The organism is Streptomyces sp. NPDC096310, assembly GCF_044763125.1.
GTDB lineage: Bacteria > Actinomycetota > Actinomycetes > Streptomycetales > Streptomycetaceae > Streptomyces.
The window spans coordinates 38,408-59,715 of record NZ_JBIWFO010000022.1; the positions used below are offsets into that span (position 1 = coordinate 38,408).

At 67.2% G+C, this 21,308-nt stretch carries 19 protein-coding genes and 1 pseudogene; 5 read left to right on the forward strand and 15 right to left on the reverse strand.

Features of this window, described 5'->3' with window-relative positions:
- Positions 1-6: 6 nt before the first annotated feature.
- On the reverse strand, positions 7-2,316 hold the full coding sequence (locus tag ACIQ7D_RS29945) for a CoA transferase (protein WP_403942870.1): 2,310 nt from the start codon (positions 2,314-2,316) through the stop codon (positions 7-9).
- Between the two features lie 352 nt (positions 2,317-2,668).
- Between ACIQ7D_RS29945 and ACIQ7D_RS29950 the strand changes: the two genes are divergently transcribed.
- Complete coding sequence (locus tag ACIQ7D_RS29950) at positions 2,669-3,373, forward strand: nitroreductase (protein WP_403942872.1); 705 nt, start codon at positions 2,669-2,671, stop codon at positions 3,371-3,373.
- Between the two features lie 36 nt (positions 3,374-3,409).
- On the forward strand, positions 3,410-4,570 hold the full coding sequence (locus ACIQ7D_RS29955; protein WP_403942875.1) for a Gfo/Idh/MocA family protein: 1,161 nt from the start codon (positions 3,410-3,412) through the stop codon (positions 4,568-4,570).
- 118 nt (positions 4,571-4,688) lie between these two features.
- Here the strand turns inward: ACIQ7D_RS29955 and ACIQ7D_RS29960 are convergent, their stop codons facing one another.
- From ACIQ7D_RS29960 to ACIQ7D_RS29995, 8 genes and pseudogenes are all read right to left on the reverse strand, one after another.
- Positions 4,689-6,341 (reverse strand): methylmalonyl-CoA mutase family protein, encoded by a 1,653-nt coding sequence (locus ACIQ7D_RS29960; RefSeq protein WP_403942878.1) that lies wholly within the window; start codon positions 6,339-6,341, stop codon positions 4,689-4,691.
- Between the two features lie 83 nt (positions 6,342-6,424).
- On the reverse strand, positions 6,425-6,943 hold the full coding sequence (locus ACIQ7D_RS29965) for a cobalamin-dependent protein (RefSeq protein ID WP_403942880.1): 519 nt from the start codon (positions 6,941-6,943) through the stop codon (positions 6,425-6,427).
- 172 nt (positions 6,944-7,115) lie between these two features.
- A complete protein-coding gene (locus tag ACIQ7D_RS29970; RefSeq protein ID WP_403942882.1) occupies positions 7,116-8,069 on the reverse strand; it encodes an SDR family oxidoreductase in 954 nt (317 codons plus the stop codon).
- A gap of 155 nt (positions 8,070-8,224) precedes the next feature.
- Positions 8,225-9,214 (reverse strand): LLM class F420-dependent oxidoreductase, encoded by a 990-nt coding sequence (locus tag ACIQ7D_RS29975; RefSeq protein WP_403942885.1) that lies wholly within the window; start codon positions 9,212-9,214, stop codon positions 8,225-8,227.
- A 70-nt stretch (positions 9,215-9,284) separates the two neighbouring features.
- Entirely contained in the window at positions 9,285-9,701 is a 417-nt protein-coding gene (locus tag ACIQ7D_RS29980) for a nuclear transport factor 2 family protein (protein ID WP_403942887.1), read from the reverse strand.
- Between the two features lie 88 nt (positions 9,702-9,789).
- Entirely contained in the window at positions 9,790-11,217 is a 1,428-nt protein-coding gene (locus tag ACIQ7D_RS29985; protein ID WP_403942889.1) for an FAD-dependent oxidoreductase, read from the reverse strand.
- A gap of 339 nt (positions 11,218-11,556) precedes the next feature.
- Complete coding sequence (locus tag ACIQ7D_RS29990) at positions 11,557-11,970, reverse strand: hypothetical protein (RefSeq protein WP_403942891.1); 414 nt, start codon at positions 11,968-11,970, stop codon at positions 11,557-11,559.
- 52 nt (positions 11,971-12,022) lie between these two features.
- Positions 12,023-13,069, reverse strand: a pseudogene (locus ACIQ7D_RS29995) (MFS transporter); the annotation flags it as partial.
- Between the two features lie 234 nt (positions 13,070-13,303).
- Between ACIQ7D_RS29995 and ACIQ7D_RS30000 the strand changes: the two are divergent.
- The gene (locus tag ACIQ7D_RS30000; protein ID WP_403943002.1) at positions 13,304-13,597 is read left to right on the forward strand and encodes a hypothetical protein; all 294 of its coding nucleotides are present in this window, start codon (positions 13,304-13,306) and stop codon (positions 13,595-13,597) included.
- Positions 13,598-13,764: 167 nt separating this feature from the next.
- On the opposite strand, the gene ACIQ7D_RS30005 is transcribed toward ACIQ7D_RS30000, so the two are convergent.
- The 4 genes from ACIQ7D_RS30005 to ACIQ7D_RS30020 form a co-directional block, all read right to left on the reverse strand.
- Complete coding sequence (locus ACIQ7D_RS30005) at positions 13,765-15,219, reverse strand: SRPBCC family protein (protein ID WP_403942894.1); 1,455 nt, start codon at positions 15,217-15,219, stop codon at positions 13,765-13,767.
- 44 nt (positions 15,220-15,263) lie between these two features.
- Positions 15,264-15,464: a hypothetical protein gene (locus ACIQ7D_RS30010; RefSeq protein WP_403942897.1), complete on the reverse strand. Its 201-nt coding sequence runs from the start codon at positions 15,462-15,464 to the stop codon at positions 15,264-15,266.
- 67 nt (positions 15,465-15,531) lie between these two features.
- A complete protein-coding gene (locus tag ACIQ7D_RS30015; protein WP_403942899.1) occupies positions 15,532-15,861 on the reverse strand; it encodes a 2Fe-2S iron-sulfur cluster-binding protein in 330 nt (109 codons plus the stop codon).
- Positions 15,862-15,964: 103 nt separating this feature from the next.
- The gene (locus ACIQ7D_RS30020; protein ID WP_403942903.1) at positions 15,965-16,846 is read right to left on the reverse strand and encodes an enoyl-CoA hydratase/isomerase family protein; all 882 of its coding nucleotides are present in this window, start codon (positions 16,844-16,846) and stop codon (positions 15,965-15,967) included.
- Between ACIQ7D_RS30020 and ACIQ7D_RS30025 the strand changes: the two genes are divergently transcribed.
- Positions 16,845-18,512: a class I adenylate-forming enzyme family protein gene (locus ACIQ7D_RS30025; RefSeq protein ID WP_403942905.1), complete on the forward strand. Its 1,668-nt coding sequence runs from the start codon at positions 16,845-16,847 to the stop codon at positions 18,510-18,512. The genes ACIQ7D_RS30020 and ACIQ7D_RS30025 overlap by 2 nt on opposite strands.
- 54 nt (positions 18,513-18,566) lie before the next feature.
- On the opposite strand, the gene ACIQ7D_RS30030 is transcribed toward ACIQ7D_RS30025, so the two are convergent.
- Positions 18,567-19,508: a zinc-binding dehydrogenase gene (locus tag ACIQ7D_RS30030; protein WP_403942907.1), complete on the reverse strand. Its 942-nt coding sequence runs from the start codon at positions 19,506-19,508 to the stop codon at positions 18,567-18,569.
- The gene (locus ACIQ7D_RS30035) at positions 19,505-20,365 is read right to left on the reverse strand and encodes an LLM class F420-dependent oxidoreductase (protein ID WP_403942909.1); all 861 of its coding nucleotides are present in this window, start codon (positions 20,363-20,365) and stop codon (positions 19,505-19,507) included. The genes ACIQ7D_RS30030 and ACIQ7D_RS30035 overlap by 4 nt, the downstream gene beginning before the upstream one ends.
- A gap of 254 nt (positions 20,366-20,619) precedes the next feature.
- Between ACIQ7D_RS30035 and ACIQ7D_RS30040 the strand changes: the two genes are divergently transcribed.
- On the forward strand, positions 20,620-21,216 hold the full coding sequence (locus tag ACIQ7D_RS30040; RefSeq protein WP_403942911.1) for a TetR/AcrR family transcriptional regulator: 597 nt from the start codon (positions 20,620-20,622) through the stop codon (positions 21,214-21,216).
- Positions 21,217-21,308 lie beyond the last annotated feature (92 nt).

Here is a 21,308-nt window from a genome sequence, read left to right on the forward strand (position 1 = left end):
GGACTCCTAACGCAGGACGCCTTCGGCGCGCAGTCGGTCGATCTGTTCGGGTTCCATGTCGAGGAGTTCCTTGAGTACGTCTTCGGTGTCCGCGCCGAGCAGCGGCGCCGGAGCCGCCCTTCCTGCGGACCGTCCGCCGAACTTCCACGGCACCACGTAGACGTCGGTGTCTCCCAGGTACTTGTGGGGGACGCAAACCGTGAGCTCACGCTGTTTCGCCCAGGACGAGAGCGACATGTCCTCGAACGAGGCGACGGGAGCCGCCGGTATGCCGGCGTCGAGCAACGTCTCGACGAGCTCGTCCCGGTCATGGCCGACGGTCCAGCGGGCGATCGCGTTCTCCAACTCGGCGCGGCCACCCAGCCGTTCACCGCCGTTTGCCCACCGCGGATCCGTGGCGAACTCTGCGCCCGACGCCGTCGCGACGAAGGTCTCCCACTGCTCGTCGCGCACACTGAACGCGATCCACCGGTCAGTGCCCTCGCAGGGAAAGTGGCCGTGGGGGGCGAACTGCGGATGCGTGTTGGCCGGTACCGGGATACGCGCGTCGAGCTGTCCCTGCGCGATCGGTGCCGGCAGCACGCACAGCAGGGCCTCGATCTGTGACAGGTCGATCCAGGCGCCGCGCCCCCTGCGCCGGCGGCGTACGAGGGCGGCCAACAGGACGGTCAGGGCGTGTCCGGCGGCGTTCGGATCGCCGAGCGCAGGAGACAGGCTGCCGACGATGTTGTGCTCGTCGTAGCCGATCAGCGACTCCAGGCCCGACATCGCCGCCATGATCCCGGCGTAGCCCTTCATCGTGCGCAGCGGTCCCTCCTGTCCCGCCATCGACATCGACATCATGACGACCGAGGGATTGCGTTCGGCGAAGTCCGCATAGGTCAGGCCGAGGCGGGACAGAACGCCGGGACGCATGTTCTCGACGATCACATCGCAGTGTTCGACCAGGTCGAGCAGGAGGGCCCGCCCCTGCTCGTCCTTCATGTCGACCGTGATGCTGCGCTTGCCGTGGTTCATCTGGTTGAAGTACGGCGTCGCCTCGTGTTCGGGACCCGCCACCTCGACGCCACCACGCCGGGCCTTCCCGCGCAGCCGCCCGGTGTCCAGGTGCCCGCTGTGCTCGACCTTGACCACGTCGGCGCCGAGGTCGCCCAGCACCGACGTGGTCAGGGGGCCGGACCACACCCAGCTGAGGTCGAGGACCCGCAGTCCGTCGAGCAGCTGGGCAGGCTCGTCGGCGGCTCCCGTGACCGGCCAGGTGCGCGAGGGTGCCGCATCGTCCAGCGGTTCCTGGAGATGCCAGGGAACTGTGGCGAAGCGGACGCCTTCGGTTCGTTCGGTGAGAAAACCCCGGGACTCGAACTGAGGCTCGTCCAACGCCTCCCGCACCGACCTGATCGGCGCAACCGCCAGGCCCTTCTCGCGCCCGATCGTCATCAGCTCGTCGATCGTACGCGCGCGGACCCACGGCTCAAGATGGGAGTCGGCCTCGTCGGCATGAAGCCGGGCCACCACACGCGGGTCGGCGAACTTCTCGTCGCCACTCCAGGCAGGGTTGCCCATGGCTTCGAGCAGCAGCTGCCATTCGCGCTGGTTGCGGCACATGAGGACGACGTGACCGTCCTGGCACGGGAAGATGCTTGCCGGGTAGACCCCCGCTGATCCAGGGGGCCGTGCGCCGTCTCGGGTCCACGGCCGCTCGTACGGCAGGAAGTTCGCGGTGATCATCCCGACGTAGTAGGCGAGCACGTCGCGACCGGACACCTCGACGCTGCGCAGGTCGCGGCGGTCCGGGTCGGCCAGGAGCGCGGCGAGCCCGGCGGCCGCGGCGTAAAGAGCCGCCTGGAAGTCCGCGAGGTCGAAGGGGAGGCTCAAGGGAGCCATGTCCGCGTTGCCGATGGACCAACTGACCGCGGACCACGCCCCGATGGTGAGGCTGTCACTGGCAATGGGCTGCCCGTCGACGATCGCACCCGCGATGCGGACAACGACCGGCGGAGCCGCCAACTCGCCTGCGGCGGCCGCGAGTTCCGAAGCCTGCTCACGCCAGCCCGCGTCCGCCGAATCGGTTTCGATGACGATGAGGTCCGCATCACGGACCAAGGCCTGGGGGGTGGGAAGCGAGGTCCCATCAGGGAGCACCTTGTCCTGGTGGAGCCAGCGCTCTGCCAGGTCCGCCGTCTCCCCGGCCGCTGCCATGTCGAGCGGCGGCCCGTAGCGCGTGACCGACGCGCCAAGAGCGGCGAACAGCCTGCCCGCGTACGCCCCGGACGGACGCGACGACAGCTCCACCACGTTGATCCCTGCGAGAAGCACACTGGAAGAAAGCCCGCGAACCGCAGCACGCGTACTGAGTTGAGTCACGATCATCTCCTTGTCGCGCAGTTAGTATGCCAGAGTGCATGCCATATTGACGAGACTTTAGGACGCACCTGTGGAGCGGAGGTATCGCCTCAAGGTCGACGCGGCAAGCCGAATCGGACGCCACACCCCTGCTCCGAACTTGACCGGACACTGCCTCCGTTTTAGTGTGGAGCCTACGCGGAGACGACCTCCACTTTTGCGCCTGAGAGTCGTATGAGGACAGAAGCGCGGATGAGCGTCGAAGAGGTCGCGTCCTGACGCCGGCGGCCGATGGTGCCCGCCCACCCACTGGAAAGGAATCGTTTTGCCCCCCACAGCCCTGCCTTTCACCGACGTCGTCCGGTCCCGCCGCTCGGTCCGGAAGTTCCGGCCCGACCCGCTGGCTCCTTCGGATATCCGCGGCGTACTGGAGGACGCTCAGGCCGCCCCGTCGAACTGCAACACCCAACCGTGGACGGTGCATGTCGTCTCCGGCGCGGCGAAGGAAGCCCTGAGCAAGGAACTGCGCCAGGCCGATGCGGAGGAACGGTTCTCCGCCGACTTCACCTTCGACTACGCCGACTTCGGCGAGGGCGCCTACCTCGACCGGGCGCACAACCATGCCGCGACGCTCTACCAGGCCCTGGGGATACCGCGCTCGGACCGTGTCGCGAGGAAGGAGTCGGCGCTCGAGAACCTGGACTTCTTCGGTGCCCCGCACGCCGCGTTCCTGTTCATGCCGGCCTTCGGCGACGGGGTCCGGGCCGCCGGGGACATCGGAATGTACGCACAGAACTTCCTGCTCTCGCTGGCCTCCCGCGGATTCGACGGCATTCCGCAGACGATGCTCGGCTTCTACGCCGACACCGTCCGCGAATTCCTGGGAGTGCCCGAGGACCTCAAGCTGCTGTTCGGCATCTCCTTCGGCACGGCCGACCAGCCCGCACCGGCCAACAGTTTCCGTATGGGGCGCGTTCCGCTCGAGCAGAGCGTCGTCCTGCACGAAACCCCCGGAGTGCTCGACGAGTAGCCATCGCTGCACCCGCGTTGAAAGAAGGCCAGCACTTTGTCATCTGTTCTCCCCACCCCGACCGTCCCCGTCACTGAACCACCCGGCCCCCCTGTAGGTGTCGGCATCATCGGTCTGAGCGCACAGGGGGGATGGGCCGCGCGCGCCCACGTGCCAGCCCTGAACGCGCTCAAGGACCGTTTCGAATTGCGTGCGCTGAGCGCCAGCAGCAATGAGTCCGCCGGAGCCGCCGGGGAGAAGTACGGCGTCCCGCTCGCCTTCGGCAGCACCGAAGAGTTGGTGCACCGCGACGAAGTCGACCTGGTAGTGGTGACCGTCAAGGTCCCCCATCATCGGGAGATCGTCGAGGCGGCGCTGCGCGCGGGCAAGAACGTGCTGTGCGAGTGGCCACTGGCCTGCGGCCTCGCTGAGGCTGAGCAGCTGGTGGGGCTCGCTACGGATTCCGGTGTGCGCGCGTTCGTCGGGCTGCAGGCCCGCGCCAACCCGGCTCTGCAGTATCTGCGGGACCTCATCGCCGAGGGCTACGTCGGTGAAGTGCTGTCCACCAGCATGATCGCCTCCGGCGGCTCGTGGGGGCCCACGTTCTACTCCGGTGGCGAGTATGTGCTCGACCGGGACAACGGCGCCACACTGCTCACGATCCCCTTCGGGCACACCGTCGACGCCCTGTCCATGGTGCTGGGCGAGTTCACCGAAACCACCGCCACCACGGCGGTCCGTCAGCCCCGCGTCACCAACCCCGCTACCGGTGAGAGCGCAACCATGACCGCCGCCGACCAGGTGGCGGTCACCGGGATCCTGGAGAGCGGGGCCGTCGCCAGCCTCCACTACCGCGGCGGGTCCCCGCGTGGCACGAACTTCCACTGGGAGATCAACGGCACCGACGGCGACCTCGTCGTCACCGCGCCCAGCGGACACCTGCAGTTGGCGCCCGCCACCCTGCGCGGCGCCCGCGGCACCGACACCCGGCTCAGCGAACACACCGTCCCAGCCTCCTACGAGAAGGTTCCGGCCCTGACCGGCCGATTCGACGAACCCTCCTACGCTGTCGCCCACGCCTACATCGCTGTGCACGAAGACCTGATCCACGACACCCACACCGCGCCCGATTTCCCGCACGCGGTCCGCCACCACCGCCTCCTCGACACCATCGAACGCGCCGCAGCCACCGGCACGCGTATCCACACCAGTCGCTGACACCCCTCGATGCACGGCCTGCCCACTCAGAGTGCGCCGCTCCCGGTTCCACTGGAATCGGGAGCGGCGTCCTCCGAGACCGCTGTGCACAGGGGGCGTCGACGGGGACGACCGAGTGTCAGCCGAAGGCGAAGGGCGCCTCGACCGCTCCGAAGGGGTCGTACCGCATGCCGCAAGCCAGGCGCTGTACACCGGACACCTCGCCGACCGTCGCGCCGGCGAGGAAGGCGTCCGCCATGGCGTCCTGAGTGTTGCGGTCCCCACGCGCCGAGTCGTACACCCCCCTCAGGGCAAGCTCCAGCTGCCGCGGGTCACGTGCCTCCTTCTCCCGCACGAAGCGCTCGACATGCGCCTCGACGGCCGCCCGGTCGACCTTGAAGCGAGGCGGGCGCTCGTCGTGCGAGGGCGGGAAGGCATTGACCCCGATCACGATGCGTTCCCCCGCCTCAGTCTCCTCCTCGCGGCGGAAGTTCTCGTCGTCCATCATGGCCTCGAGCGAGCCATCCTCGATGCCCCGCAGCAGGCCGTGCTCCTCGATCTTCGCCAGCTGTTCCAGCGCCTCGGCCTCCACCCGGTCGGTGAGTGCCTCCACGTAGTAACTCCCGCCCAGCGGGTCTGCCGTACGTGCGGCGCCGACCTCGTGAGCGAGGATCAGTTGCGTGCGGGTGGCGAGCTCCCGGGCCTCGTGGGTGGGGACACCGATCGGTTCGTCGAAGGTGCACGTTTCGACGGACTGCACCCCTCCCAGGATCGCGGCGAGCGTCTCGACCGCGGCGCGCGTCAGGTTGTTGAGGGGCTGCTTGTGGACCAGGGAGCGGCCCGAGGTGTGGCAGGCGATCCGCAGCCGCATACTCCGCGGGTTCGTAGCTCCGAACTCGTCCTTCACCATGCGTGCCCAGATCCGGCGGAGCGCGCGGAACTTCGCGACTTCCTCGAACAGGTCGATGTCGGTGGTCGAGACCCAGGCCATCCGCGGGGCGATCTCATCGATGCTCACCCCGCGCGCGAGCAGGTCCGTGAATGTCTGCCGGACGATCGCCAGCCCGAGAGCGATCTCACCCACGGGCGTCGTCCCGCGCTCCCGCAGGTTGTAGCACTGTGGGAAGCCGCACGACCATTTCGGTGTGTTGCGGGCCGCGAACTCCAGGGTGTCGATGGCGAGTCGGTGCCCAAAGGCGGGCGAGACGAACTTCTGCCCGCCACCGTCGAGGTTCAGTCTGAGGTAGTCCGGCATGTGGGAGCCGTGCAGGTCGCTGAGCGCAAGGCCGTGCTTGCGGGCGTAGGCGATGACCATGGGATAGATGTTGAAGGTGACGTGCCAGGCCACATCGGTCTTCGTGATGTCAATGTTCTTCAGAAGGCGTTCGAGATCGTTGACGGTGGACACGGACGCGCCCTCGAGCCCTACGTCGCCACGCAGCACGGGGTGATCCGGGTCCAGGCCCTGCGTGGAAACGGTGTCCAGGACGACGTCCACCGCAGCCGATCCCGCCTCTTGCGCCTTGGAAATCCCCTCGGCGGTGTCCTCGGGGCTCCCGTAGCCGACGATGTTCCGCAGGGTCCACATGCGGCTGCGGTACATCTCGGGGAACGCCCCACGCGTGTAGGGGAAGACGCCGGGATCGCCGAGGGTTTCGTCGTACTGGTCGTCCGGCGAGTCCGGTCGGTAGAACACCTCGGTAGGCATCCCCGACCACGTCTTGGTCCGCGACAACTTGACCGAGACCTCGGAAACGTCCTCGGTGGCGCGTCCGTTCTCCTCAGAACTCACGATTACTCCATCCGCGTACGCGTGCTCGATGCCCGTGCTCGACGCTTTCCCCGGCCGCCGCCGTCCCGGCGGACTCCCCGGTGTCAGGCGCCCGGCTTGTTCGACACCGCCGGCGCGAAAGTGCGGTCGATGAACTCGAGGATCGACGCGCGGGTCGAGTCAGGGCCGAAGACGCCCGCGACACCCAGCCCTTCGAGCGTGGGGACATCTTCCGGGTGGATCAGCCCGCCCACAAGAACACCGATGTCGTCTGCCCCCAGCCCCACCAGAGCCTCGACCACCTCGCCGGCCCGCGCCACATAGTCGCCCGTGCTGAAGCTGACCCCGACGAAATCGACGTCCTCGCTCACGGCTACCTCGGCGAGCTGACGAGCCGTGTTGTGCTCTCCCAGATAGATGACTTCCAGGCCGTGGTCCCGAAAGATCCGAGCGAGGGTACGGATGCCCTTGCTGTGCTTGTCAGATGCCACCATGCCGAGCACGCATCGAATGTTCCGCGGCTTCACCCCGAGCACCTTCTCCCAGCCGATTCTTGTGCATGCAGAATAGCGTGCAATCATTTTTCCGTGAAGCTCGCCGGTCAGGCGGGGTTCAATACGCACTGTGCGGGATCTCATTGCTGACGTCGATCACGGAGGTGCGCGGTGTCGTACCAGTGGTTGTACTCGGCCTCGCATCCCGCGCCGAAGGCCACGTCTCGACACAGAAGATCCCGTTGTCCATGGATGCGCCTTCCTTCCTGGCGGCGTCGAGCCGAGACATGGGCGATGAGGATCAACCGGCCTGGGACCCTGCGAGCGGTTCAGCGGCCGGGTCGAAGGTCCAGTCCTGACGCTCCGCCCACTCCTCGAGGGTCTCCATGCTGATCGGGATCTCCCGGAGCACCGATGTCATGTCGGCCTTGAACGGCTGGTGCGGGGAGTCGTTGTTGAACGAGTAGAAACTGTCGAAGAACGCGGCGTAGTCGGCCTTCGGCACGTCGCGCTCGTCGTACCCGAGGGCGGCGTGCGCGAGGAGGCCGAAGTCGTACGGGGCGACGTACTCGTAGCGCACGGGCTTGCCCATGACCCGCGACAGGACGGTGAGGATGTCGCCGATGCCGCGCGTCCGCGGCCCGCCCAGCCGGATGCGCCTTGTGTGGAGATCGGGGCGGTCGAGCGCGGCGACCATGAACTTCGCCAGGTCGTCCATCGACATCCAGTCAGCTCGCATGTCCGGCCGCTGGCAGTACCGGTAGACGCCTTCCAGTGCCAACGCCGGCTTGGCGAATCGGGTCAGCAGGTTGTCCATGAAGAGGACGGGCCTGAACGTCACGACGGGCAGCCCGGAGTCGGCGAACAGGTTCTCGACCTCCAGCACCAGATCGTAACGCGGCTGCCCGCATGGCTGATCCGGTGCCCACATCTTGGAGTTGAGCACGACGACACTCGCCCCGGAGCCCTGTGCCGCGGCGATCACGTGCTCGCTCTGTCGGAGCGCGACATCCCTGGCGACGGAGGCCGGCGAGTAGAAGATCGCGTCCGCCCCCGACACGGCCCGCCGCAACGAATCCGGATCGGAGTAGTCGGCCGCCACGACGTCGACCTCCGGCATCCCCAGACGCTCGAACAGCCCGGCGCTGCGCGTCACGGCACGAGGTCGATGTCCGGCACGGATCAGTTCACGCACCTGCGCCTGCCCCATGCGCCCGCTGGCACCGAAGACCGTGACCGTACTGGCATTTCCCATGGAGCATCCCTTCGTACCGGTCACCCCGACCGGCTCACTGTCCGCAAAATGATGCCGCGCCCGCAAGGGCCATCTCTCGGTGCCGGACGCAGACTGCCGCGTGCGGCACGCTTCAGGGCCTCCCGCCGTCGGCCGGCCCGGTCGGGCTGTTCTCGTCAGGCTGCCGGGTGCCCTGAGGCGGCCCGGTCAGCGGTGCGCCCGGAACAGGCCTGCAGAGCAGGGGCGAGCTCGCGCCACTCCTTGAGCGGCGCCTCGCCCCTGTTCGGTGACAGGACCTGTACGGCGACGTGATCGGCACCGGCGTCGAGGTGCGCCTGGACCCGGGACTGCACGGCGTCCGCGTCCCCCCAGGCGACGACGGCGTCGATGAGGCGGTCGGTGCCGCCGTTCTCGAAGTCGGACTCGACAAAGCCACGCTTCTTCAGCAGGTCGTTCCGGTAGACCGGAAGGCGGAGGAAGAACTCGGCGTACCCGCGGGCGATCGCCCGGGCGCGGTCGGGATCGGTCTCAAGAACGACGGCCTGCTCCGGGCACAGCGCGGGCCCCGCTCCCAGCGCGGCCCGGGCATCGGCCGTGTGCTCGGGTACGACGAAGTAGGGATGAGCTCCCGCGGTCCGCCGGCCCGCCAGCTCGATCATCTTGGGCCCGACAGCGGCCATGACACGGGGAGGCCTGCGGGCGGGCGCCGGCGACTCGTAGCGGACCGCATCCATCTCGTCCAGGTACGAGGCCATCTTCTCCAGCGGACGGCTGTAGACATGTCCCCGCTTGCCTTCGACGACGAACGCCTGGCTGACGCCCAGTCCGAGCAGGAACCGGCCGTCGTAGGCCTCCGTGAGGGTGAGCTGGGCCGCCGTCATCGCCGCCGGGTCCCGCGCCCAAATGTTCGCGATCCCCGTCGCGACGACCATCCGGCGGGTCGCCCCCAGGAGCATGGACGCGTTCACGAAGACCTCACGGCGCATGCCCTCGGAGAGCCAGAGCGAAAAGTAGCCCAGGTCCTCCAGTTCCTGGACCACGTCCCTGGCCTGTGCGGCAGGAAGGTGGTCGAGCGCCTCCGTCCACACGCCCGCCGGCCCGAGCGCGCGGACCAAGTCGTCACTGTCGCCGTACTGCTCCGGCGTACCGGGTGTGGCCAGGTCCATGTTCATCTCTTTCCACGTGGGGTCGTTGGAGGGCGGCGCCCTCATTGCAGGTGCGGCAGACTTCCCGCGCTCATTTCTCCTGGGCGGCGAGCCAGACGGGGAGGTACACCTGACACGCGAGTTCGGTGTCCATGTACTCCTTCAACTGGCAGATCTTCCCGTCCCGGAACCGGAAGAGGTGGAGGTACATGTTGTTGTACTCGGCACCGTCGTTGAGCGTCACATGCCCCTCGGACTCGCACGCGACCCGGTCGTCCTCGGCCGTGAGACTCAGGATCTCGAGAGGGATCCCGTCCTTCGCGATCTTCGGAACTTCCGCGAAGAAGTCGAGTACCTGGTCGCGGGTCATCGGCCCGGAGATGCTGCTCCGCCCACTGATGATCGCGACGAAGTCGTCGGTGAGCAGGGACCGGCACAGCTCGGCGTCTCCGCGCCCCAACGCCTTGATGTACGTGCGAGCTATGTCTTTGTCGACTTCATTGCTCATGGCATCTCCTGGTGGGCATCGTGTGGAACCTGTGTCCTGCCGGGCGAAGAGCCCGATGATGGTTGTGCGCCATCGACCGGCGACGGTCTCAGACGAGTCCGGCGAACGCCTGTGAACCATCCGCCTCAGAGGCAGCGGTAGCGGCAGCAGTGCGCCCGGCGATGCGGCCGTAAACGAGGCAGTTGGAAATCGAGTTCCCGCTGCCGACATAGAGGCTCCCGATGACGCCGCCCGTGCACTCACCGGCCGCGAACAGGCCGGGGACAGGCTCTTGGCCGTCGTCGAGGACGCGCGCGTCGGGGTCGATGACGGGACCGCACGCTGTCAGCGGGAACTGCGACAGCCGCAGCTCGCAGCCGTAGAACGGCCCCTGCTCGACCGGCGCCATGTGGGCGCCGTCCTTGAGGAACAGCGAGTCGTGTCCTCGCCGCGCGTCCTGGTTGTAGCGATGGATCGTGCCGGTGAGGTTGCCCGGTTCGACACCGAGCTGCTCGGCGAGTTCCTCGAGGGTCGCCCCGACCTTGACCTTTCCGGCGTCGATCTGTTCGTCGAGAACCTCCTCGAGCCAGTGCGAGCGCACCACGCCCTCAAGGTTGACCTTGGTCGCGGCCTTGATGTTCTCGGCGGAGGCGCTGGACTTGGCCACGTGGTCGAAGACGGCGAACACCCGGTTCCCCTGTGCCCGGACGATGGGGTCGACGACGCTGTAGGGCGCCATCTCGTCCATGAAACGGCGCCCCTGGCGATTCACGATCACCAGCCACCCGGGCAGGTATGCCTGCGGCTCGTCGTTGAAGTCGGCGCACAGCACAAAGGCACCCCGGTCGACACCTTCAATGACAGCTCCGACCGGCTCGATGAGCCCGAAGATGTCCCCTGCGGTCGGGGTCTCTCCGCCGATGTAGCACGCCGCGTCGTTGGCCGCCATAAGCGGCAGATACCGGTCCCAAAGGTCCGGATTGCCGCCGAACCCGCCGGTCGTGAGCACCACCGCGCCGGCCCGGACGACATCATCCCCCACAGCGACGCCCACCACCGTCCCGTCCTCCACCACCAACCGGTCGACGCGCTGGCCGAGCGCGACGTCGATGTTCGGGCTCTTGGTCACATGGCGGGAGAAAACATCGACGATGCCCTGCCCCTGACCGACGACGGCGTGCCCGCGCGGCACCCGTTCCTCCCCGGCCGGTATCAGCTCCCGCGCGAACGTCACGCCCAAGCCCTGGACCCACTCGAACGTGTCCGGCAGCTCGTCCACGAGCCTCCGAACCAGCGAAGGCACCACATTCCACTGGTTGGCCAGCATGTAGTGATGGAAGAGCTCGTCCGGACTGTCTTCGAGACCACTCGCCCGCTGCAGGCTCGTACCCGCCGCCATCATGATCCCGTTGGACAACCGGCTCGAACCCCCAAGGAACGACCCAGTCTCGGCCAGCAGGACCTGGGCCCCCTGGCCGGCGGCTTCCAGGGCCGCCGCCATCCCGGCCATCCCCCCACCGACAACGACCACATCCACGTCGTTCGCCCTACGCATAACACTGCCCATCTCGCGCGTCCCTTCGTGAGTTGCTAGCCGCCTTGCCGATGAGTGCAGAGCCACCGCAGCTAATTGACGGCGCTTTAGCGAACTCATTTCGGAACTAAGCCGACAGTCGCAGTAGTTCAAATCTTATGCAGAATGGTCGACGCGTGTCCAGGGTCACAGGCGGCCGATATGTGCGGCCGCCGGTCACAATAATCCGGGACTCGCCGGGCCCAATTCAGGTCCAGGTGACGCCGCAGCCCTCCAACGTTCCGCCACCATCGAGAGGATGGGCCGGGAGACCGTGCCGTCCGGTACTTGTCTGTGCGGTCGTCAACGGGTCGCGGCTACTTCCACTGCGACTTCTTCACCGGCGCGCATTTCGAGGACGTCGCGGCGTCGGCCATGTGGGACGGTGAAGGTGACGATCAATCCGAGCACGGCAAAGATCGCGGTTGCAGCGAAGACGATGGTGTAACCCGGCGATGCGTAATAGGTGCCGTTGCTACCGGGAATGGCGTGTGCGGCCAAAGCCACGAATGCCACCTGAATCATAAATCCGTTGCCGATGTTGCCGAAGAGCGTCGCCGTCGTCGCGGCAATTCCTTGGCTTTCGGGCGGCGATGCCTGCAGCACCAGGTTCGGAGTGCCACCGTAGGCCACACCCATGGCCAGCCCGTACAGCACAACCCAAACCAGCACTTCCCAGAGAGTGCTGCGCAGGTACGCCAAGCCGGCGGTACTCACCGCCAGAAAGACGAGCGCGATGAGTATCGGAGTCCGGACCCCCCAACCTTCGCGCCCCGCCGCCTACTACCAGACCGCCGATGACCAAGCCCAGACCCATCGGTCCCATGAAATACCCGACATGAGACGGGCTGATGCCGAAGCCGAAAGACCCACCGATCGCGCGCGGAGTCTGCAGCATCGTGAGCACGATCAAAGTCACCGGACCGAAAACGCCATAGACGAAGAACGTCGCCAGCAAGGTGGTCCACATCGGCTTGCTGCGCAGGAGACCCAGATCAATCAGCGGGTGACTGAAGCGCTTGTCCCACCAGAACCAGGCCGCGAAGCAGGCCAGACTGCCGACGAACGAGCCAATGACGCCCGCGGAACCCCAACCCCACTGCGAACCCTGACCGAGGCCGTACAGCAGGGCTCCACTGCCGAGGCCGATCAGAAATACGCCGGGCCAATCCAGCCTCGACCGGAAACGAAGATGCGATTCGGGTATGGTCACGAGCAGGACGACGATGCAGACTACTTGATAGATCGCCATAAACCAGAACAGGGACAACACGCTGAAAGTCTCGATCAACTTACCGGCGAGGAAAAGAGACAGACCCAGCCCTATACCCGCACCGGTAAATGTGACAGCGGAGGCGAAGGCGACGATTCGCTTCGGGAAGACATCTCGGATAAGCGAGTATGCGAGCGTCGGGGCAGCGTACAGCAGCCCTTGCAGGGCTCGACCGGCGAGGAACACCCCGAAGTTCGGTGCCGTCGCCGACATGACAGCGCCGACCGTAGCCAGCGTCACCGCAACCACCAGGAGCAGCCGCTTGCCTCGCATGTCGGCCAGCTTTCCGGCCAGACTGAGCAACACCACGGCGGCGAGACTGGGGAGTGTCATCACCCATCCGGCCTGGCTTGCCCGGTAATGCGAGGCGATCCCGGGAAGCGCAGTCGCTACCAGTACGTATGAAGCGGCAGCCAGCTCACTGATCAGAACCACGGTCAGGAGCCCCGCGACCCCTCGAAAACCCAGTGATTCTCCTGGCGATCCATCACCGCTGCCTGGGGGTGACGAATCGTTTGTTGGTACGGTGGAATGCGTAGTCATGGTGTGAACCCTCCCGGAGTAGGTAGCTGTTCAGCTGCCATGGTTGCGGCGGCCGACAACGCGCTGCGGACCTCCGTCGGCCGTCCGCGCAAGCCGGGGAATGAGACGGGCACGAGTGTTGCCGAACGAGGAGTTCGGGCCGGCCCCGGCGGGGCTGCGCGAGTTCCTCGGTAGTGACCTGTCAGGTGTCGAGCAGATTGGTGACGGGATGGCCCTGGCCCCAGTGCGGCCGACCTGGCCTCGTGGGCCGGTGTCTGCCCCGGCGACCACCAGTCCGGCGACCGGCAGGACCCAGCACGGCGACCCCTGGCTCAAGACGGCCCTTGGTCGGCCCGCCGTTTCTGCCGCGCGCACCAAGGACACCTACCTCGCCGCCCGAATACCGGCGCATCGTCGCCCGCCGGGTCAAGGAGGGAGCCCTGGTCGCTCTGGAGCGCTCAGCTCTCACCGCCGTTCTCAGGCGAGCACGGCTCGCCGTCAACGGGCGGCGCGACGCCAGTCATAACCCTGCGGTGTCGTGGTTGGTGATCAGGCGCAGGAGTCGGGTCACCGGAGGCGGATCGGTCTGGATCGCATCCGACATCGAAACCCGGCCCGTGCCGGAAGCGGCGGGCAGGTCCTGGAGCGCGGCATCCCGGCCGGCGGTCAGGTACTGGGCGGTCAGGTCGCCGATGCCGGTGGGGAGTTCCGTGTGGTCAGATGCGGCCGTTGATGTAGTCCATGAGCCGGGTGTGGAAGTGCCGGACCCGGCTCTCCTGGTAGGACGCCAGGGTGATGCCCGGTTTGGTCCGTTGCAGGGTTTTCAGGCCGCGCTGAACCTCCGGCATGTTGATGCGGTCCTGGTTCACGATCGCGCCCAGGCCGCCGAGTTCCGGAGCGTCGAGCCAGTCGCCGTCGCGCTCGAGCCAGTGCACCTTGGCCGGTTTGGGGCGGGGCTGTCCCTCCGGTACCGGGGTGAGATAGAAGATCTCGAGGATGCATGAATCGGGGTCGGCGCCGTTGGGCCGGAACCGGTAGTAGATGTTCGTCATCCCGGAGTCCCACGGGAAGAAGTTCGGGAACACGAAGTACTGGACGGCGTCCATCAGTTGGTAGGCCGGGGTGTCGGTCAGGTCCAGTCCGAGCCGGGGCGCGAGGTCTTCGCGAATGGTGTTGACGATGCGCTGGCGCGCGGTCATTCCCTCGGGCAGGCCTTCGAGCATCTCGCGCGGTACGTCCCGTGAGCTGGCGCCACCGAGTCGCTCCTCGTAGAAGGTGCGCGCGTCGAGATAGCTCTCGTAGATGTCCTCTTCTTCCAGCTCACCCAGGGTGCTGCTGCTCACGCCACGGGCCGAGAGGACGCGGTTGACGTTCTTGCCGAAGAGGTCGACCTGGCTCATGTAGTCCTGGACGCTGGGCGCGGTCTGCGGGTGCGTCGCCGGAAGGTGGTAGGCCTCGATGAACGCTTCCAGCGCCACCTTCCAGTTGGCCGACACGACCTGCGCCACATGGACCGACTTGAACCGGTCCTGGTAGCCCGCGTGCTTGAAGTGGTCTGGAACGGGCGCCAGGAAGTCGTCGAGAGGCTCGCAGCCGGGATCCATGTTGATGAACACGAATCCGCCCCAGGTGCCTACCTTCACCTCGGGGAGCGCGAACTTCTCCTGGTCCACATGCTTGAAGTCCCAGTCTCCGCAAGGGAGTTTCTTGATGCCTCCGTCCAGGTCCCAGGTCCAGCCGTGGAACGGGCAGCGGAACTCGGGCACCCTTCCGTCCGTCGTCCGCAGCCGGCGGCCTCGGTGCAGGCAGGCGTTCTGATAGGCCTTGACCTGCCCGTCCCGCATGCGGGCGACGATGAACGAGTCGTCCACGATCTCGTAGACGATGTGGTCACCGGGCTCCGGGATCTCCTCTTCCCGACAGGCCATCTGCCACGTCTTGCGCCACACATGCTCGACCTCGAGCTGCAGGAATTCCCGCGAGGTGTACCGCTCGGCCGGGATGTCCTCGTCCCCCAGGTCCGTCCACGACGGGCGCATGAACTCCGGTATCTCGTCGCCGTCGTCACGGATGACTTGCTGGTATGTCTTCCCGGAACGTCCCTCGACCTTCTTCTCGATCAAGGCCTCGGCATCGGACTGCTCTGCGGGCTGCTGTGAAAGCTGCGTCATCTTCGTCGCTGCTCCTTTCGCTGTGAGAACTTCGCTGTGGGAACTCAGCCCTGGGACGCGGTGTGGGCCCCGGCGACGTAGTCGAGCATCACCTGATCCGCATAGGTCAGGTCGCCCGACACCCACGTACCGTCCCGGCGGAACACACCACGCTGGCCGGTGTCCGGCTTCTCGACCTCCACCGTGCCGTCGGGAAGCAGGCTGAAGAGCATGTTCGTTTCCCGTTGCACCAGCTTCTTGACCATCTCTGCTCCTTGGTGTTCTCGACCGGGCTGTGCGGCGGTCACGGGTGCGGCCCGCCCGGGTCCTGCGTCAGGCCACTTTGCGTACCCCGCGTTTGAAGACGACGAGGTCTCCAGCCGGGCGCACCTGGCAAGCAAGGCGCAGGGGCCCCTTGTTCGCCGTGTCGACGATTCCGGCCAGGCCCTCGCTCTCCATCTCGTCGGCCGCGTCGAGGTGTTCCGCGCCGTCGACCACCGACATGAAGCACAGGTGGCACGTCCCCATGCCCTCGCACGTCGTCGGCCAGCGCACGCCATGTCGGACGGCGGCCTCGAACACGCTCAGCCCCGGGGGGACTTCGACCACCACGCCCTTGGGCTCGACCGTGACCGTCACAGAGCCTGCGTCACGCTGCTGCATCGGGCTCCCTACTCCCCAGGGCGTCCATCTTGGTAGACGTCATGGTATGCAAAATAATCGCCACTGGTCCAGAGTCAAGACGCTTCGGAATGAACCGTGCAGCTCAGGACGTGATGCGCTGCCGCATGGCCTCCCGCGCCCCACGGCGGGCGGGGTCCTGCGAGGTCTCGTCGAAGGCGCGCGCCTCCGACTCCAGCTGCTCGACCAAGTGGCGCCGATGCGCCTCTTTGAGCAGCCTCTTGGTCACCGGCACGCTGCTGCCCGGCATGGCCGCGAGCCGCCCGGCGAGTTCGACGGCACGGTCCAACAACTCGGCGTGCGGTACGACGTCGTTGACCAGGCCCCACTCCCGGGCCGCAGCCGCATCGAGGCGCACTCCGGCGAGAAGGAGCTCGAAGGCTCGCGTGTAACCGAGCACCCTCACCAGGTGGTACGTGGCGCCGTTGTCGGGAGAGAGGCCGACAGGCGCGAACCCGGCGGCGAACGAGGCACGTTCGGACGCCAGGCGCAGGTCCGCGGCAGCCGCGAGCGAGAGCCCGGCACCGAGCGCCGGCCCGTTGACCGCCGCAATGACCGGGATGTCGAGCTCGTCGAGCTGCGCCATCACCGAGTGATAGAAACGCCGCATGCGACGCGACGCCGGTGCGTAGTCCGACTTCGGGGCACGAATGTCACCCCCGGCACAGAAGCCCTTACCCGCACCGGTGAGGACCACCGCCCGCGCCTCCTCACGGGCGTGGACGAGTGCGTCGGAGAGCTCATCGAACAGCTCGGGGGTCACGGCATTCAGCCGCTCCGGACGGTTCAGGGTCAGAACGTGGACCGTGCCACGTGTCTGGGTCTGGATCTGAGGCATGGCCAGTCCCTTCTGGCGCAGCATGGACGCCAGACGTCTTGGTCGATAATCTTGCATGCCATATTGATCCCGGGCAAGGCCCGACGTCTTGCCCGGCATCGCGCGAGAAACCGGAAGAGGTGCGTTCATGCCAGGTCCCGACAGCAACCTCACGCTTGAGAACGGGGCCGGTAACCCGTGGCAGGGCAGATTCATCGGCGAGGCCATCGACACCGCGGCTGCCCGCTGGCCCGACCGCCCGGCAGTGGTCGACGGCGACACGACCATGACCTTCACCGAACTCACGGCGCGACGCGACGCGCTGAGCGCGGTCCTCGCCGAGCGAGGCATCGTTCAGGGCACACACGTCGCCCTGCATATGCGCCGCTGCTGGGAACACGTCGTCCTTCTGCACGCGCTCTGGCGGTCAGGCGCGGTGGTGATCACCCTCAATACCGCGTGGGAGGCCGACGAGTTGGACTACGCGCTGAGGTTCACCGACACCGAATTCCTTTTCACCAGCGCGGCCGTGGCGGGCAAGCCGGTGGCGCACCGCCTCACATCTCTCGGGTTGCCGGAGCACGGCGCTGTCGCAGAGCCCCGTTACCCCGCGCTGCGGGCGGTGATCCTCGAAGACCGCGGCGCAGCTGACAGCGACTGGCACGTACAGGGGTGGCTGGACACGGACCTGGGCGTGCCCCCGGAACCCGCCGCCGTCCAGGACTCGGTCATCGTGTTCACCTCGGGCTCGACCTCACGCCCCAAGGGCGTGATCGTCCGCCAGGAGTCGCTACTGGGATCGGCGCACTACTTCATGGGCCGCCTCGGGCTCACCGCCGACGACCGCTTCCTCGGGCTCGGCCAGTACTTCCATGCCGGCGGACTCGTTCAGCTCCTCGGACCCGCCTTGTACGGGGCTGCACACCACCTGTACGACGGGTTCCGGCCCACCGAGATGGCTCGCGCCGCCCATGAGCAGGCGATCACCGCCACCACAGGCTTTGACCTTGTCCTGTCCCGACTGCTGGACGAGTTCGCCGAGCACGACTGGCCCTGCGCTTTCCGGAAAGTCGGAGCCGCTCCGGGGACGGCCGTCCACGACCGGCTCGAGGACGCGGGCGCCACGGTCGTGATGATGTACGCGATGAGCGAGGCCGCCAACATGGTCACCCTGACCGAACCGGCCCTGGGATCCGAGCGCGGTCGGATGAGCAACGGCTACCCCCTCCCCGGCGTCACGGTCCGCATCTGCGGCCCCGTGACACGGGCACCTCAGCCTCCCGACGCCGCAGGGGAGATCTGCTTCAAGGGATGGAACCTCTTCTCGGGCTATTTCAAGGCTCCCGACCTGACGCAGGAAGCCATCGACGCCGAGGGCTTCTTCCACACCGGTGACTACGGCTGGCTCGACGACGCGGGTCGGCTCTACTACCGGGGCCGTTACTCGATGATGATCAAGACCGGTGGCGAGAACGTCTCCGAGACCGAGGTGGAGAGCTTCCTGATCCGCGAGGTGGAGGGCGTCGCCTCAGCCGCCGTGGTCGGCGTTCCGGACGAGCGGTGGGGCGAGGCCGTCGTCGCCTACGTCGAACTCGCCCCGGGAGTGAAGTTCGACTCGGATGCGCTTCGGGAAGCGTGCCGCGGGCGGCTCGCCGGATACAAGATCCCCAAGCGGTTTCTCCAGGTCGCTCCCGGTGAGTGGCCCACCACTCCGATGGGCAAGCTGCGCAAGCAGGACCTCCGCGCCGCCGCGCGGCAATCAGAGCCCGATCGGCCCATCACACCTGTCAAGCCCGGGTTCGACGTAGTTCGGTGACCTGGAGTGCCGCATCTGGGGTCTGACCTGCTCGGCCATGGGTGCGGCAGTCTTCTAAGCGAAGCGAGCGACCAGGCGGCCCTGGACTTCACCTCGGCGCAGGCGCTCGAGACCCTCGGGAATCTCCTCGAAGGTGATCTCCTCGGCCTGGACCTTGATCTGACCGGCCATGACCATATCGATGACGTCCTGCAGGTGCTCGACCCGGCCCGTAGGCGTGGCGCCCTGCAGCGTAAGGGGGCGCATAACCAGGTCGAAGGAACGGATGGTCCATTCGGGCTTGCCCATGCCGACCAGGACGACCCGCCCACCGTTCTTGGTGGCGGCCATGGCGGCGGTCGTGGTGGTGCCGAACCCAGCGAAGTCCAGGGCGGCGTCGAAGCCGCGCCCGGCGTACTCGGCGGCGTTGGCCACGGCATCTTGGAACCCAAGGGCCAGCGCAGCCCTGCGACCCGCCTCCCTCGGCTCGGCTCCGTAGACCTCGGCGCCCTTGGCGATCGCGATCTGTGCGGCAACCATGCCCAGGCCACCGAGGCCAACGATCAGGACCTTCTCGCCGGGCTGGACCTTGCCATAGGCGACCACGGCCGCGTGGGAGGTCATGCCGGCGTCCGTGGCAGTGGCGGCCTGGGACCAGTCGATGCCCTCGGGCAGGCGCACCAGACGGTCGACGTTGGCGATCATGTACTCGGCGTAGGCGCCGTCACGGGTCACGCCGGGAGCGTCGTCGGCGTCGGTTGCGCTGACCACGCCGTCGCCGACCTCCCAGCCGGTCACGCCCTCGCCGAGGGCGGCGATCGTGCCCGCGGCCTCGTGCCCGAGGATGATGGGCGGCTCGGTCAGGAAGGGCATGGTGCCCTCCATATAGCCGACGTCGCTGTGACACAGGCCCGAAGCCGTGACCTTGACCAGGACCTGCCCGGGGCCGGGCGCGGGCACGAGACGCTCCTCGAATCGCAGCTCGTGGTGCGCACCGTCGAGAATCCACGCCTTCATCGGGTCTTTCCTCCATCGCCTCGTGTGGTGCCGCCGCTCGTCGCCAGTGGCGCGAGTTCGCGCCACTCGGCGAGCGGGACATCAGCCATGCCCGGGGTAACCACCTGGATCGCCACGTGGTCCGCACCGGCGTCGTAGTGCTCGGTGACACGACGGTCCACGGCCTCCACGTCGCCCAACGCGAAAACGGAGTCGATGAGGTGGTCGCTGCCCCCGCCTGCCAGGTCGCCCTCGCTGAACCCGAGCCTCCGGAGGCTGCTTGTGTAGTTCGGCATCCGCAAGTACATGTCCAGGTGCCCGCGCGCCACCTCGCGAGCAGCGGACAGGTCGCGGTTCAAAACCACCTTGACCTCCGGGGCGAGCAGCCGCCCCGCGCCGAGGATCTCACGGGCCCTGTGCGTGTGCTCGGGTGTGACGAGGTACGGGTGGGCGCCGGCGGCACGGTCCCGGGCCGTCGCGAGCATCTTCGGCCCCAAGGCCGCAAGGACCCGGCGGTCGGCCGGGAAGTCCCGTGCGTCGAGCCGGTCCAGATAATCGATCATCGCGCTGTAGGGGCGCGCGTAGCCATGACTGACCCCCAGGCCGAGCAGGAACCGGCCGGGATGGTCTCGCTCGAGCGACGCGCTCTGCTCGGCCACCACCTCCGGCGAATAGTCCCGGATGCTCAGAATGCCGGTCGCCACGACCAGTCGGGAAGTCGCCCGCAGCAGCGGCGCGGCGTCGGCTACGCCTGGGTTGCCGCCCAGCCATACCGCCCCGTACCCGAGCTCCTCCAACTCCGCTGCCGCTTCGGCGTTCCGATTGACGTCCCCCACACGAAGTCCGATGTTCCACACACCCACTCGGCCGGCGTCCATGCACACCTCCAGCGATCGAGAACTCTCCGGCACATCTACCACGCGGTTGTGGAGCCCACTCCTCTACTCGATCGTCGGTCCGGTCCAGTGCGTCGCGTCCTCAGCCGCCCCACGGAAGGCCGCGCGGTTTCGGCGCCCGCGGAACGATAGCACCGCCGACTTGACCGGATGGTGCCTCCGTTTTACAGTGGAGCCCACGCGGAGACATCCTCCGTTTCGTTGGCGCCGCAAGACCGTTGCCGAGAGGAGGACACATGAGCAGCACGGGGCAGCCGGAGCGCAAGCCGCGCGCCGACGTCCAGCGCAACCATGTGGCACTCCTGGAGGCGGCTCAGCGTCACTTCATGGCATACGGGGTCGACACGTCACTGGAGGCGGTTGCCAAAGAGGCCGGCGTCGGAGCCGGCACGCTGTACCGGCACTTCCCCACCCGGCAGGCGCTGCTCGCGGCCGTGCTGCAGACGCGATCCGAGGAACTCGTAGCCCGCCAGGCGGGCATCAAGCTGATCGGCGACGCCGGCGAAGCACTGAAACTGTGGCTGCGGGCGATAGAGGAGTACTTCAGCGCCTTCAGCGGCCTGCCAGAACCTCTCATGGCTGCCGCCAGGGCGCAGGAGCCGGACAATCCGCTGACGCCCCCCTGTAGCACCTTGATCGCCGCCACCGACGGGTACGTTCGCGCTGCACAGGTGGCGGGACACGTGCGACGCTCGGTGCGGAGTTACGACCTGTTCCTGGCAGCACTCTCCATCGCCTGGATCAAGGGCTACGGCGCTACGGACGAGGAGTCACTCGACCGCCTTCGTGCAGTAATGGCCAGCGGGTACCGCGAGCCGGACGACCAGGCATAAAGGTCACCCGGCCGGCGACCGCTCGGGAGCACCCGTCGTCGTGGGATCTCCGCCGAGTCCCACCGATCCCACCAAACCATCATCAGATCTTG

What these genes read in the sequence shown, in the direction of transcription:
- ACIQ7D_RS29975 (WP_403942885.1), bottom strand. Translation starts at nt 9,214, where the DNA reads ATGGACCTGGCCACACCCGGTACGCCGGAGCAGTACGGCGACAGTGAC.
- ACIQ7D_RS30005 (WP_403942894.1), bottom strand. Translation starts at nt 15,219, where the DNA reads ATGACGCAGCTTTCACAGCAGCCCGCAGAGCAGTCCGATGCCGAGGCC.
- ACIQ7D_RS30025 (WP_403942905.1), top strand. Translation starts at nt 16,845, where the DNA reads ATGCCAGGTCCCGACAGCAACCTCACGCTTGAGAACGGGGCCGGTAAC.
- ACIQ7D_RS30035 (WP_403942909.1), bottom strand. Translation starts at nt 20,365, where the DNA reads ATGGACGCCGGCCGAGTGGGTGTGTGGAACATCGGACTTCGTGTGGGG.
- ACIQ7D_RS30020 (WP_403942903.1), bottom strand. Translation starts at nt 16,846, where the DNA reads ATGAACGCACCTCTTCCGGTTTCTCGCGCGATGCCGGGCAAGACGTCG.
- ACIQ7D_RS30010 (WP_403942897.1), bottom strand. Translation starts at nt 15,464, where the DNA reads ATGGTCAAGAAGCTGGTGCAACGGGAAACGAACATGCTCTTCAGCCTG.
- ACIQ7D_RS29970 (WP_403942882.1), bottom strand. Translation starts at nt 8,069, where the DNA reads ATGGGAAATGCCAGTACGGTCACGGTCTTCGGTGCCAGCGGGCGCATG.
- ACIQ7D_RS30015 (WP_403942899.1), bottom strand. Translation starts at nt 15,861, where the DNA reads ATGCAGCAGCGTGACGCAGGCTCTGTGACGGTCACGGTCGAGCCCAAG.
- ACIQ7D_RS29980 (WP_403942887.1), bottom strand. Translation starts at nt 9,701, where the DNA reads ATGAGCAATGAAGTCGACAAAGACATAGCTCGCACGTACATCAAGGCG.
- ACIQ7D_RS30040 (WP_403942911.1), top strand. Translation starts at nt 20,620, where the DNA reads ATGAGCAGCACGGGGCAGCCGGAGCGCAAGCCGCGCGCCGACGTCCAG.
- ACIQ7D_RS30030 (WP_403942907.1), bottom strand. Translation starts at nt 19,508, where the DNA reads ATGAAGGCGTGGATTCTCGACGGTGCGCACCACGAGCTGCGATTCGAG.